Below are 13855 nucleotides of genomic sequence, written 5' to 3' on the forward strand. Positions count from 1 at the left end.
CCTAGCGGGTTTTGGACGCGGGGGCAAGTTATGAGCGTTGACGCAGGGTGCGAATTGGGGTGAAACCTTTGCATACAAAACAAGGATTGGTTGAGAGGGCGGTTAGAAGATGTTGGGCTGGCAGATTTTTGTCCATTCCGTGCGGATGGTGTTCGGAAACATCAAACAGGTATTGCAAATCACCGTAGGCCCCGCATTGGTCGCGACAGCATTGATTGTGGCGCTGTTCTTGGTGTCCGGCATTCCATTGGAAGCCTTTGAAGAAAGCGCCGGAGATCTACCGCCGGGGACGTCGACAGGGGGCATCTTTCTTTTTGTCCTGGGGTTGATTGCTGTGATTTTTGTCACCGTTTTCTGGATCGCCGTTTCGTGGCACCGTTTTATCCTGCTTGAGGAATACCCCAGAGGTATTTTTCCCACTTTCCGCTTCGATAGAATTCTCGCCTATCTGGGGCGCGTGTTGATGCTGGGCCTTCTGTTTGCAATTGCTTGGCTGCCAATGGGCCTGGTTTTGGCAATGCTTAGCAAAAGCCTAACAATTCTTTCGATCATCGTGGTGGCGGTCTACCTGGTTTATCTGGTTGTCTGTTTCTACCGACTGTCGATCATCCTGCCCGCCGCAGCGATCGGTGAACCCATCACAATCGGTAGCGCTTGGAACAGTACGACAGGTATTGCCAGTTCCATACTGGTCCTCATTGTAGTGGCGTTTTTGTTCCAGGTACTCGTTCAGCTTGTATTCACTGTTCTGGCATTTATTCCCGTGTTGGGAATCTTGCTGACAGTTTTCTTTGGCACGCTGATTCTGCCGATGATTAACGTCAGCATCATGACCACCATGTACGGAGTTTTCATCGAAAAACGCGAACTCGCCTGATCTGCGTACACATATGTATTCCTTGCTCTTTTAGTCAGGATCGGCCAGTGAAGCGGTCATGACCGATTTCATGACCCGCGCCCGCGCTGCCGAACAGGCGATGCGCTCTGTGTTTCCGGCAACGCCGTTGCAGCGGAACGCCCATCTGTCCGACCGCTATGGTGCCGATATCTGGCTCAAGCGTGAGGATCTCAGCCCGGTACGGTCTTACAAGATCCGCGGCGCGTTCAATGCCATGCGCAAACAGCAGGGGCAGGAGTTGTTTGTCTGCGCCAGCGCCGGCAACCATGCTCAGGGCGTGGCTTACATGTGCAAGCATCTGGGCGTGAAGGGTGTGATCTTCATGCCGGTGACGACGCCGCAGCAAAAAATTCAGAAGACGCGTATTTTCGGCGGCGACAATATCGAGATCCACCTGACCGGTGACTATTTCGACGACACGCTAGCCGCCGCGCAGGAGTGGTGCGCACAGCAGGGCGGGCATTTTCTGTCGCCCTTCGACGATGAAGATGTGATCGAAGGTCAGGCCTCACTTGCTGTCGAAATCGAAGCGCAACTTGGTGGTGTTCCCGATCACATCGTATTGCCGGTTGGCGGCGGCGGGATGTCCTCGGGCGTGGCGACGTGGTTCGGGAACCGGACCCATTGCCTGTTCGTGGAACCGGCGGGCGGCGCGTGTCTTCGCGCTGCGCTGGCGGCTGGCCATCCTGTGGCGTTGGATCATGTGGATACGTTTGTTGACGGGGCGGCGGTGGGCCGGATCGGTGAAAAACCGTTCGAACTGCTGAAGTCTCGCCATCTGTCAGATGTGCTGATGATGTCCGAAGATCGCATCTGCGCGACGATGATCGAAATGCTGAATGTCGAAGGCATAGTTCTGGAGCCCGCCGGCGCCTTGGCGGTTGAAGCCATCGGTGACGTTCAGAGCTTTATCCGCGGCAAGACTGTGGTTTGCGTCACATCGGGTGGCAATTTCGACTTCGAGCGCCTGCCCGAAGTCAAGGAACGGGCGCAGCGCTATTCCGGCGTCAAGAAGTACTTCATTCTGCGCCTGCCGCAGCGCCCCGGTGCGCTGAAAGAGTTTCTGGGTATTCTTGGGCCCGAGGACGATATCGCCCGGTTTGAATACATGAAGAAGTCAGCGCGCAATTTCGGGTCGGTTCTGATCGGGATCGAAACCCGCAAGCCAGAGAACTTTGTGCGCCTGTTTGCGCATCTGGATGACGCCGGTTTTACCTATACCGACATCACCGAGGATGAAACGCTGGCGCAGTTTGTGATTTAACGTTGCACAGATATGAGAAGCTCTGTGTCCCAGAAAGACCCATTCCAAACTGCGGTGAGAAAGTCCAACTTGTGTGATTTTCAAACACAAACAAAATGGCAATTCCTTGAGGCGAGATTTTCTCTGGAGACGACTTGGGTAGCCCGATAGTGTGCAGTTAAACAGTGTTCTGAGATAGCTTGATCAAGATGACCTACGTACACGATGCCGAACACAATATTTGGGTTCGCAAGGATTCTGCTGATATCCTCTACTCCGACGGTGTCGCGAAAGAAGACAGGCTCTTTGATGGGGTTGAAAGTTGCAAAGACCGTTCCGTAAACTCTCCTGAAATCAACGCGTTGATAACGGATTGGGCGTCAGAGTATCATTTTTCCGCCAAGCGCCACTTCGTGCTCAAAGGGCTGGAGTTCGAAAAAAACCAAGCTGTGCTGGAGTTAGGTTGCGGTTGCGGCGCGATCTCGCGTTACCTGGCAGAGCAAGGCGTTGAACTCACTTCCGTCGAGGGAACTGTCTCACGTGCTCGTACCGCATCGAGGCGGTGCGAAGATCTGCCCAACGCAGAGTTTTACGTGGACAATTTCACCAAGTTTCAGTCTGAAAAGAAGTTCGACTGGGTGTTGTTTATCGGTGTCTTGGAATATGCACCTTTGTTTGGTGACAAGGCCGACCCCTTTGGTTCGTATCTGGATGTCGCGAAACGGCACCTCAAGCCGGGCGGAAAAGTAGTTATCGCAATCGAGAACAAGCTTGGTTTGAAGTATTGGAACGGGGCGTCGGAAGATCATGTTGGTCGCCCCTATTACGGGATTCATGACCTGTATGACGGACGCTCGGCCGAGACGTTCAGCAAACTGGAAATTGCCACGCTGCTCGCTGATAACGGATTCGAACATCAGGAGTTCCACTACGCGTTTCCAGACTACAAAATCTGCGACACGCTGATCACCGAGGTTGGTCTCTCTTCCAAGGGCTTTAATGCCGCTGATCTGCTACTCGGTTCCCGTTCGCGCGATTATAGTCGCAAACTTGACCCGGCATTTACAGATGGCCTTGCCATTTCCACATTGAGTAAAGCCGGACTTCTTGGCGAATTTGCCAACTCCTTCCTGATTACTGCAAGCGCTCAAGAATTCACGCAATCAACAAAGCTTGCGTTGACGCACAACATTGGAAAGCGACACCCTGCTTTCACTTGTGAGACGTCATTTTCTGGTCCTGATTGTGAAATCTCTGTTCAGAAGACTGCAACGCTCTCGGGGCCGCACAAAAAAATTGAAGTTGGTCGCTATACAATTTGCCACGATACCGCGTCCGCTTCTTACATTGATGGGGACAGTGAAGCAGGCCAGATTATTCGCCAGATGCACCGAACGCCGCGACCGGTTCGTCTTTGGCGCAGTTTCATCCCTTGGGCGGAGTATCTTAAAGCCGCATGCAGGCAAACATCAGGCACCAGCGCGTTTGAGGATATGACCCTTGATGGTTCATATATCGACGCAACTCCGTTCAACTTTATTAGAACCAATGATGGTCTAACGCAGATTGACGTCGAATGGAGAGCCGAACAAGAAATTCCGTTGGGTTGGGTGATTGCGCGGGGTGTAAGGCAGGTTCTTATGCACGGCTCGTCTAATATTTCCTACAACCGGGCAAGAATTTTTGGCACGGTCCGACTGTTGTTGGAAGGTATGGGGTTAACCCTGTCGGAAGACGAGTATGAACGCGTCCAACAGCTGGAACGTGCTTTCATGAGTGCAGTTCAATCCGCTCCTGCAAAAAAAAAAGATCAACAGTATCGCGGAGAACTGATTCAACCCTGATTGCCGTGAAGTCTCCGTATCAGGAGGGAAAGCAGCACAGTTGGGGAGAGAGAATTTACGCGCGTAGTCTTGCCGATGCATTTACGGACATTGGCCTTAAAGCCCGCGTAGATGATTATGACGCTTGGTCTTCAGCTTCGGACGCAGACGAAGCGGCCGTTCTGATCCGGGGAAAGATTCAGTATCCATATTCCGCGAAACGCGGTGTTGCCAATTGGGTCATCAGCGAATTGACCCCAGAAAAGTATTTCAAAGAGGCCGACAACTACACAGCAAACTTTTTTGCGTCACACCTATTCTTCCAGCAGATAAAGATCCGACCTCAGGATTCCGTACTTTATCAAGCGACGGATCATCGCATTTTTCATCCCGGCGAACGCAATCACGATGGTCCAACCTTGTTTGTGGGCAACAACTACAGAAGATGGGAAGCCCGGCCGGTCATAAGAAAGGCGCTGGCCGAGGGTTTAGCTGTGGACGTTTACGGAGACCGGTGGGACCGGAAACTGAAAGCGGATCGTCTCCGCGCCACAAGTGTTCCAAATATGCAGCTAGGTCAGCTCTATCGTTCGGCCGGTGTTGTCCTCAATGATCACCGACCTTTAATGCGGAACAATGGCTTAATTTCAAACCGGATTTTTGACGTGCTCGCCTGCGGCGTCCCCTTGATTTCCGACAGAATTGTGGGCCTACCCGATGGGTTTGAAGAGTTTATCTACGTCTTCGAAGAGGATACCTCTCTTGCTGGTTTAATCGCCCAGGCAAAATCAGAGTCAGCCGCATTTCGCCGCAAACGCACAGAATTCGCTCAACATGTTGTGCAGGAGTATAGTTTTCTGGCCGCGGCAAGGACCATAGCTTCCAGCTTAGGATTGACCCCGAATTCTTGATGAGCATTGCCAAGTTTTGGACTGTTGCCCGGCCTGTTCAACCTGCATTTCCGTTTCGGCAACTACAAGAGTTGCAGCGTCGTGAGCAGGAAAGATCTAGTTGCTTGAGCATCCTTACAGCGCCGTTACCATCCTCAGAAATTGCCAAGTCCCGATTTGAACTCAGCCGCTGAACTTTCGAACACGCTGACAATATTGAGAAGGTCAACGGCTTGGCTTTGTCCCTGTGCTGACTGCCTCTCCCCGTCCTGACAGAGTTTTGCCAGCGCCTCAAAGCCCAGGCTTAGCGCGCTGCCCTTCAGAAAATGCAGGTTCTGTTCGTAACGGGTGCCCGCGGTGTCATGCTGCAGCCGGGAAAGCGCCTCATGAACCTCATCGAGGAAGATCTGCACCACCTCATCGAACTCGCTGGCGCCAACTTCGTCCCGTAGCTGTTGGACCCTGGACCAGTTGATCATGCCACCCTCTCTTCACCTGCCGCGACCTGCCTTTGGTAACGCGAGACCGGTAAAGAGCAGGTTAAGTGGAGTGACTTGCCGCCTTCATCCTATATTAAACCGCCCCGCGTTAGGGTCATCGCATTCCGATTAGCGTCGCGGGGCAGGGTAACGGTGGCAGAGGTCAGTCAGGCAGACACCAGATCAGATCTGGATTTTGGTGCGATCCAAAAGGTGCTTGTCGTCGATGACAGCCGCCTGCAGCGGCGTATTCTGGTCGCTTCGCTCAAGAAATGGGGCTTTGAAGTAATTGAGGCAGACAGTGGTGATGTCGCGATCGAGATGTGCCTGAGCGATCCGCCGGATCTTGTGCTCAGCGACTGGGTCATGCCGGGGATGAGCGGGCTGGAATTTTGCAAAGCGTTTCGCGCGCTGGATGGCGATCAATACAGCTATTTTATTCTGCTGACCTCCAAGAGTGAGAAACAGGAGGTTGCGCGGGGCCTTGACGCTGGCGCGGATGACTTTTTGATCAAGCCGCTTGAGGCAGACGAACTGCGCGCGCGCATATCGGCAGGCGCACGCATTCTGGACATGCAGCGCGAGCTGTCTGAGAAAAACCGCATGATCGAGTCCGCGCTTGAGGAACTGCGTGTAGCTCATGATGCGATTGACAAGGATCTGATCCAGGCCCGGAAAATTCAGGAATCGCTGGTTCCGGAACTGACACGGGAATTTGGCAAGTCGCGGGTCAGCATGTTGCTGAAGCCATGCGGACATATCGGCGGTGATCTGGTGGGGATGTTTTCTCCGGGCGTTAACCGGCTGGGTTTTTACAGTATCGACGTGTCCGGCCATGGCATCACGTCGGCCATGATGACGGCCCGGTTGGGCGGGTATCTGTCAAGCAGTCACTTTGATCAGAACATGGCCATGGAACGGCGCTTTGACAAATTCTACGCGCTTCTGCCGCCGGAAGAAGTGGCCGCGAGCCTGAACTCGCGACTGATGGCGGATGCGGGGATCGAGGAGTACTTCACGATGGTGTACGCCATCATCGATTTGCGCAATGGGCACCTTAAGATGGTGCAGGCCGGACATCCCCATCCATTGCTGCTGCGGCAGGATGGGAGCGCGGAGTTTCTGGGTGAGGGCGGTCTGCCCATTGGTTTGTTGCCGGACGTCACTTTTCAGCGGACAGAAACTTACATGCAACCCGGTGACCGCCTGTTGCTGTATTCAGACGGCTTTACGGAATGCGGCCTTGCCGAAGGCGGCTTGCTGGAAGACGACGGGCTGCTTCAGATGGCGCTTGATTGCGCCCCAGGACGCAGTGGATCAGAATTTTTGGACGATATGTTTTGGCGGCTAACGCAAGTGATGGCACCGGACAGTGGAATGGACGATGACGTCTCGGCCGTGTTCTTTGAATATAACGGTCATTGAAGCCCTTTCAGGTGCAAGCCAGCAAAGTGGCGATCACCGCCGTTTCCCAGCTTTTCGACTGCATCTGCGGTATCCATCCATCGAGCTTCGTGAAACTCTTCACGCGGCGGACCCATGCGGCGCACGGGTTGTGCCCGATAAATCAGACAGACCTTTTCCGCCCACAAATCATATTCTGGCATGTAGGTGAATCGCCGAAAAGCACCAAAGCGGCGCGGGGCGGTGATCAACCAACCGGTTTCCTCAAAAACTTCTCGGTGCAGGGCGGTTATAGGTGATTCGCCCGGATCGATGCCCCCGCCCGGCAGTTGCAGTTCCGGGTTCAGCCCGTCGTCGTACCAGGTAACCAACAACCCCCGCCCGCGTGGCAGCAAGGCATAGACACCGGGCCTGCGCGTGTATTTGCGCCCCGCATGTGGGGTTTCACCAAACCGTCTGATCATGTATGGCCCCTTACAACCCGAAATGTTCGACCTATATGCTGGCGGTATGCCAACCTGTGGCGTGTAAGGAAACCCCATGTCTCTTGGAACAAAAATCGCGTGGGACGACACCGTCCTGCCCTTTCAACTGGATGTATCGGACATGCGCGGCCGCGTGGCCCGTCTGGATGGCGTGCTCGACGGCATCCTGAAACAGCATGATTACCCCGAGAAGGTCGAGGCCTTGGTGGCCGAGATGGCCTTGCTAACTGCTTTGATCGGCCAGACTGTTGCGCTGCGTTGGAAGCTTTCGCTGCAGGTCCAGTCCAAGGGCGCCGTGCGAATGATCGCCACCGATTATTACGCACCACAAAAAGAGGGTGAACAGGCGCGCATCCGCGCTTATGCCAGCTTTGACCGCGATCGCCTGACAGATGGCGCGCCATTCGATCAAATCGGCGAAGGGTATTTCGCAATCATGATCGACCAGGGTGAAGGTACGCAGCCTTATCAGGGGATTACTCCGTTGGCTGGCGGTTCGCTGAGCGCCTGTGCCGAGGCGTATTTCGCCCAGTCCGAACAGCTGCCGACCCGGTTCTCGCTAAGCTTTGGCAAGTCGACAGAGCCTGGCGTTGGTGAACACTGGCGTGCCGGTGGTGTCATGTTGCAGCACATGCCCAAGGCCTCGCCCTTTGTTGCGTCCGGCGAGGGCAGCGGCAACATCCTGACTGCTGACGATCTGGTCGACGGTGAGGAAGGCGAGAACTGGGGCCGCGTCAACATCCTGCTGGACACGGTCGACGATCTGGAACTGATTGGCCCGTCGATCGCGCCCACGGATCTGTTGGTCCGGCTGTTTCACGAGGAACAGCCTCGGGTTTATGATGCGCAACCGGTGCAATTCGGGTGTACGTGTTCCGAGGATCGCGTGCGGCAGAGCCTGTCGATCTATTCGGCCAAGGACATCGAAAAGATGACCACTCCGGAAGGTGAGGTGACTGCCGATTGCCAATTCTGCGGCGCGCATTACGTGCTGGATCCCTCCACGGTCGGGTTTGATGCTGACGGTGCCTGATCCGACAGATCAGCTGCGGGCGGCCTTGCGCCGCCCCGGCGACGGGTCGAGTGATTTCGACCTGAACCCCGATACGGTTCTGCCCGAAGGGCGCAAATTGCGCCCCGCCGGAGTTCTGGTCCCCATTTCAGTTGCTGATGGTGCCCCGCGTTTGATCCTGACCAAGCGATCCTCGGCGTTAAAGCATCATCCCGGCCAGATCGCCTTTCCGGGCGGCAAGCAGGACGAAGGCGACGCCGACGTCACTGCCACCGCCCTGCGCGAGGCGCGCGAAGAAATCGGCCTGCCATCCGAACTGCCCGAAATTCTCGGGCACCTACCCACGCACGAGACAGTAACGTCTTTCACCGTCACACCGGTGGTGGCGATCCTGCGCGAGTCCTTCCAATCCGTGCCCGAACCGGGCGAAGTTGCCGAAGTGTTTTCGGTTCCGCTTGCACAAGTGCTCAACCCTGCGAATTATATCGTTGAATCGCGCCGTTGGCGTGGACAGAGGCGGTATTATTTCACGGTACCTTACGGCCCCTATTATATCTGGGGCGCAACGGCCCGTATTCTGCGGGGATTGGCAGCACGGATCAGCGAATGATGAAAATCGAAGAAGACTGGGTGGCAGAGCCCGCAACGCAGCGGGTCTGTGCCGCCCTGACGGATGCCGGGTCGCAGGCCCTGTTTGTCGGTGGTTGCGTTCGCAACGCTCTGTTGGGTGCACCGGTCTCTGATATCGACATTGCTACCGACGCCCGTCCCGAAAAGGTGGTCGAACTGGCGAATGGTGCGGGGCTCAAGGCGATCCCGACAGGAATTGATCACGGCACCATTACCGTGGTCAGCCAGGGCATCCCGCATGAGATCACCACATTTCGCCGTGATATAGAAACCGATGGCCGCCGCGCTGTGGTCGCCTTTTCCGACAAGGTGGAAGAGGACGCCGCGCGCCGCGATTTCACGATGAACGCGATCTACGCGCGGCCGGATGGCACTATTCTGGACCCTCTGAACGGGTTGCCCGACTTGAAAGCGCGCCGTGTCCGCTTCATCGGAACCGCAGCGAACCGTATCCGCGAAGATTACCTTCGCTCACTACGCTACTTCCGGTTTCACGCTTGGTATGGCGATGCCGAGGCCGGGTTTGACCCGGACGCTCTGGCGGCGATGGCTTCAAATCTCGATGGGCTGACTGGCCTGTCCCGCGAACGGGTCGGCGCAGAGCTTCTCAAACTGCTGGGCGCGCCGGACCCGGCCCCTTCGGTTGCCGCGATGCGTAGTGTCGGCGTACTGGCACAACTATTGCCGGGTGCGGATGACCGTTCATTGGCACCTTTAGTCGCGTTAGAGCAGCAGGCCGGGGCAGAACCGGATGCCGTGCGCCGTCTCGCAGCAATTGCAACTCCTGAGATTGCAAAGACCCTGCGACTGAGCCGGGCCCAGTTGCAGCGCCTGACGCGAATGCGGGATGAAGCGTCAGGTTCGGCCAGCATTGCCGAGTTGGGCTTTCGTTACGGCAGAGAAGGCGGGCTGCACGAAACCCTATTGCGTTGCGCCTTTCTGGAGCAGCCCTGGACAGAGGTCATGAGGGATGATCTGAGCGCCGGCGCCGCTGCAACCTTTCCGATCAGCGCGGCCGATCTGATACCCGAATTCACGGGCCCCGCGCTGGGCAGGAAACTGGCCGAGCTTGAGTCGAAGTGGATCGCCTCGGGCTTCACGCTGAGTCGCGAAGATTTGCTGGGCTGATAAAGCGAAGTCTCAAAAGGGGATGACAAATAAAAAACTTTGTGGTTACTTGCCCCTGTCACATGAATGGAGGGATGCGAATGTATTACGGGATCTGGGACAGCTAAGGCTGGAACACTTTGACCCGTAGGGGTGGTGTTCTGGCGCCATCTTTCTTCGCATGACTTATTTTCCGCTCAATCGGAGCACCCTCCATGTTTCGCTATTTCGAAAACCTCGTCGACCCTTTTGTTGCCTATGACGAAACCGACACGCCGCCCATACGGTTGTGGCCGTTCATGCTGGATTATTCCAAGCCGTTCTACCGGGTCTTCTTCTGGGCGGGGCTGATTTCAGTCATCGTCGCGGCAGTTGAGGTCGGGCTGATCTACTACATGGGTCGCGTTGTTGACCTGTTGTCCGGCACACCCACCGAAGTCTGGCAGGATCACGGGACCGAACTGATCTTGCTGGCGCTGTTTGTGCTGTTTCTGCGCCCTTTGCTGCACGTCGTGGATGTGCTGCTGCTGAACAACACGATCCTGCCCAACTTTGGCACGCTGATCCGTTGGCGGGCGCATAAACACGTCCTGCGCCAATCCGTGGGTTGGTTCGAGAATGACTTTGCCGGTCGCATTGCAAACCGGATCATGCAAACCCCGCCTGCCGCAGGTGAGGCCGTGTTTCAGGTGTTCGACGCCATCTCATTTTCGATTGCCTATCTGATTGGTGCCGCGATTCTGTTGATGGCGGCTGATCCGCGGCTGTTGTTGCCCCTGTTAATTTGGTTTGCGCTTTATGCCGTTCTGGTTCGCTGGACGGTCAAAAGGGTTGGTCCGGCCTCTCAGGCCGCATCGGACGCGCGTTCGGCTGTGACCGGGCGTGTGGTGGACAGCTATACCAACATCCATTCGGTCAAGATGTTCGCCCATGGTGAGCAGGAGCTGGATTACGCGCGCGAAGCTATTGAGAAAACACGCCAAACCTTCCAGGTCGAGATGCGCATCTTCTCCATCATGGACGCTGTACTGGTCACACTGAACGGATTGCTGATCGTCGGGGTCGTGGGTTGGGCCATTGCCCTTTGGATGCAGGGCAGTGCCTCTGTCGGAGTGGTCGCTGCGGCAACGGCTTTGACCCTGCGACTGAACGCGATGACCGGGTGGATCATGTGGGCGCTGACCAGCTTCTTCCGCCAGCTTGGTGTTGTGGCCGAGGGGATGCAAACGATAGCCCAGCCCATTGACCTGTTGGATGCACCTGACGCCAAGCCCCTGCAGTTGGCCAAAGGCCAGATCGACATTTGCGATCTGTCGCACCATTACGGACGCAAAACCGGTGGTTTGGATCACGTAAACCTGACCATTCATCCCGGTGAGAAGATTGGCCTGATCGGGCGCTCCGGCGCGGGTAAATCGACCCTAGTTAAGCTGCTTTTGCGGTTTTATGACGTCGAGCAGGGCGCAATTCTGATCGATGATCAGAATATCGCGAAAGTGACACAGGACAGTCTGCGCAGCCATATCGGTATGGTGCAGCAGGACAGTGCGTTGCTGCATCGCTCGGTGCGGGACAACATCCTGTATGGTCGTCCTGAAGCAACCGAAGAGCAGATGATCGCGGCTGCAAAACAGGCCGAAGCGCATGAGTTCATCCTTGACCTGCAGGACCCTGAGGGGCGTACCGGCTATGACGCCCATGTAGGTGAACGCGGTGTGAAGCTGTCCGGTGGTCAACGCCAGCGGGTCACGCTGGCGCGGGTGATCCTGAAGGACGCTCCGATCTTGCTGTTGGACGAGGCGACATCCGCCCTGGATTCCGAGGTCGAAGCCTCAATTCAGGAAACTCTCTACGGCATGATGCAAGGCAAAACCGTGATCGCCATCGCCCACCGTTTAAGCACCATCGCGCAGATGGACCGCATTCTGGTCATGGATGGCGGCCGGATTGTGGAACAGGGCGGACATTCCGAGCTGTTGGCGCAAGGTGGGGTTTACGCTCAGTTCTGGGCGCGGCAATCTGGCGGCTTCCTGAACCCGGAGGCCGCGGAATGAAGGTTACCGACCTGATCAACCCTTTCAAGAACATCGAAACGCCCCCACCGCAAACACTGGGGGCGTTCATTCGCTGGTGCTTGTCAGGGGCCTGGCCGATGATATTCGTTGCGGCCTTCTTCTCGGCCATGGCGGGCGCGATGGAGGCCGGAACGGCCTGGGTTCTGGGTTTTGTAATCGACATTGCGACGACAAGCGGGCCAGATGACTTTCTGACTGCCAGCAACGTTTGGATGATGCTTGGGGCCGTGGCGTTTTTCATGGTGCTGCGCCCGATTTTGTTTGGTCTGTCGGCCTATTCGAACGCCTATGTTGTCATGCCGAATATCACGCCGCTGGTTCTGGCCAAGCTGAACCGGTGGACGCTGGGCCAGTCGGTGACCTATTTCGACGACGATTTTGCAGGTCGCATCGCGCAAAAACAGATGCAAACGTCTAACGCGATGGCCTCGGTGGTGTCCGAAACGATCAGCGCAATAGTGTTCGCTCTGGCCTCGCTTGTGGGCTCATTGCTTTTGTTAGGGTCTATTCATCCGCTGGTCATGTTGCCCTTTTCGGTTTGGCTGGCCGTGTATTTCCTGCTGATCCGCTGGTATCTGCCGCGCATCCGTAAACGGTCGGCCGCAAGGGCTGGCGCGCGCGCCATGGTCTCGGGTCAGGTCGTCGACACGATCACCAACATCAAGACTGTCAAGCTGTTTGCCCATTCCGACTTCGAGGATCAGGCCGCGCGAAATTCCATGGTTGATCTGCGCGACAAGATGCTGGCATTCGGCAGCTTGTCGGCCAGCTTCCGTTTGATCCTGATGTTGCTGGCGGGGGTGCTGCCCGTTTTGTTGATCGGGGCGACCTTGTGGCTGTGGCAAGCCGGCGCTGCGACTGCCGGAGATATCGTGGCCGCAGGTGCCGTGTCGATCCGCATTGCACAGATGACGGGTTGGGTCAGTTTCACGTTGATGGGTCTTTATGCCAATGTGGGTGAGATCGAAAATGGCATGAAGACGCTGGCCAAACGTGAACGGGTTGAAGACCAGACCGACGCGACCGAGCTGTCAGTGCCCGAAGGCCAGATCACTTTTGATCATGTCAGCTTTGCCTATGGTCGGGATATTGGCGGTGTATCGGACGTAAACACGACCGTCAAACGCGGCGAAAAGCTGGGGATTGTCGGTGCTTCCGGAGCCGGGAAATCGACCTTGGTTTCGTTGTTGCTCCGTCTTTACGACGGCGAAAAGGGCGCGATCTTGATCGACGGACAGGATGTTTCACACGTGACGCAGGACAGCCTGCGGCGCCAAATCGGTATGGTCACGCAGGAAACCGCGATGTTCAATCGCTCTGCGCGCGAGAACATCCTGTATGGTCGACCCGATGCGTCAGAGAATGAGATGATTGAGGCGGCCCAAAAAGCCGAAGCTCATGATTTTATCCTCAGCCTTCAGGATGCGCATGGTCGTACCGGGTATGACGCGCATCTGGGCGAGCGTGGCGTGAAGCTCAGCGGTGGTCAGCGGCAGCGCATTGCGCTGGCCCGCGCCATTCTCAAGGATGCGCCCATTCTGGTGCTGGATGAGGCAACCTCGGCGCTGGATTCCGAGGTTGAGGCGTCGATCCAGACGGCGCTGCATCGGGTGATGAAGGGTAAGACCGTGCTGGCCATCGCGCACCGTCTGTCGACGCTCAGCGAGATGGACCGGATCATCGTTCTGGATCAGGGGCGCATCGTTGAGACCGGAACCCATGACGCGCTGTTAGAGCAGGGCGGTCTCTATGCCCGGTTCTGGCATCGCCAGTCAGGTGGGTTCATTCAGGCCGAGGCCGCCGAATAAA

At 56.3% G+C, this 13855-nt stretch carries 12 protein-coding genes; 10 read left to right on the forward strand and 2 right to left on the reverse strand.

Going from position 1 to position 13855, the window contains the following annotated elements; translation table 11 throughout:
• Positions 1–217: 217 nt before the first annotated feature.
• The 4 genes from MHN28_RS12225 (at position 218) to MHN28_RS25000 (ending at position 4875) form a co-directional block, all read left to right on the forward strand.
• Positions 218–877, forward strand: coding sequence for a hypothetical protein (locus tag MHN28_RS12225; protein WP_239340342.1), 660 nt, complete (start codon positions 218–220; stop codon positions 875–877).
• Positions 878–935: 58 nt separating this feature from the next.
• Positions 936–2162 (forward strand): threonine ammonia-lyase IlvA, encoded by a 1227-nt coding sequence (ilvA, locus tag MHN28_RS12230; RefSeq protein WP_239339749.1) that lies wholly within the window; start codon positions 936–938, stop codon positions 2160–2162.
• A gap of 188 nt (positions 2163–2350) precedes the next feature.
• Positions 2351–3985, forward strand: a complete 1635-nt coding sequence (locus MHN28_RS12235; RefSeq protein ID WP_239340344.1) for a cyclopropane-fatty-acyl-phospholipid synthase family protein — start codon at positions 2351–2353, stop codon at positions 3983–3985.
• 5 nt (positions 3986–3990) lie between these two features.
• On the forward strand, positions 3991–4875 hold the full coding sequence (locus tag MHN28_RS25000) for a glycosyltransferase (RefSeq protein ID WP_239339752.1): 885 nt from the start codon (positions 3991–3993) through the stop codon (positions 4873–4875).
• Positions 4876–5009: 134 nt separating this feature from the next.
• Here MHN28_RS25000 and MHN28_RS12245 read toward each other — a convergent pair whose 3' ends face one another.
• Positions 5010–5333 carry an Hpt domain-containing protein gene (locus MHN28_RS12245; RefSeq protein ID WP_239339755.1) on the reverse strand — a complete coding sequence of 108 codons (324 nt, stop codon included), beginning with the start codon at positions 5331–5333 and terminating at the stop codon, positions 5010–5012.
• Between the two features lie 153 nt (positions 5334–5486).
• Here MHN28_RS12245 and MHN28_RS12250 point away from each other — a divergent pair, with 153 nt between their 5' ends.
• Entirely contained in the window at positions 5487–6758 is a 1272-nt protein-coding gene (locus MHN28_RS12250) for a SpoIIE family protein phosphatase (RefSeq protein ID WP_239339758.1), read from the forward strand.
• Here the strand turns inward: MHN28_RS12250 and MHN28_RS12255 are convergent.
• A complete protein-coding gene (locus MHN28_RS12255; RefSeq protein ID WP_239339769.1) occupies positions 6752–7201 on the reverse strand; it encodes an NUDIX domain-containing protein in 450 nt (149 codons plus the stop codon). The two genes, MHN28_RS12250 and MHN28_RS12255, sit on opposite strands and share 7 nt — an antisense overlap.
• 76 nt (positions 7202–7277) lie before the next feature.
• Between MHN28_RS12255 and MHN28_RS12260 the strand changes: the two genes are divergently transcribed.
• The 5 genes from MHN28_RS12260 (at position 7278) to MHN28_RS12280 (ending at position 13854) form a co-directional block, all read left to right on the forward strand.
• Positions 7278–8255, forward strand: a complete 978-nt coding sequence (locus MHN28_RS12260) for an Hsp33 family molecular chaperone HslO (RefSeq protein WP_239339792.1) — start codon at positions 7278–7280, stop codon at positions 8253–8255.
• Entirely contained in the window at positions 8239–8844 is a 606-nt protein-coding gene (locus MHN28_RS12265) for a CoA pyrophosphatase (protein ID WP_239339795.1), read from the forward strand. Before MHN28_RS12260 ends, MHN28_RS12265 begins: the two co-directional genes overlap by 17 nt.
• Positions 8841–9992 carry a CCA tRNA nucleotidyltransferase gene (locus tag MHN28_RS12270; RefSeq protein ID WP_239339797.1) on the forward strand — a complete coding sequence of 384 codons (1152 nt, stop codon included), beginning with the start codon at positions 8841–8843 and terminating at the stop codon, positions 9990–9992. The genes MHN28_RS12265 and MHN28_RS12270 overlap by 4 nt, the downstream gene beginning before the upstream one ends.
• A gap of 194 nt (positions 9993–10186) precedes the next feature.
• Positions 10187–12025, forward strand: a complete 1839-nt coding sequence (locus MHN28_RS12275; protein ID WP_239339815.1) for an ABC transporter ATP-binding protein — start codon at positions 10187–10189, stop codon at positions 12023–12025.
• The gene (locus MHN28_RS12280) at positions 12022–13854 is read left to right on the forward strand and encodes an ABC transporter ATP-binding protein (RefSeq protein WP_239339818.1); all 1833 of its coding nucleotides are present in this window, start codon (positions 12022–12024) and stop codon (positions 13852–13854) included. The genes MHN28_RS12275 and MHN28_RS12280 overlap by 4 nt, the downstream gene beginning before the upstream one ends.
• The last annotated feature ends 1 nt before the right edge of the window (position 13855 follow it).

Origin of the sequence: Ruegeria sp. Ofav3-42 (genome assembly GCF_022347725.1) — a bacterium.
In the GTDB taxonomy this organism is placed as follows: domain Bacteria; phylum Pseudomonadota; class Alphaproteobacteria; order Rhodobacterales; family Rhodobacteraceae; genus Ruegeria.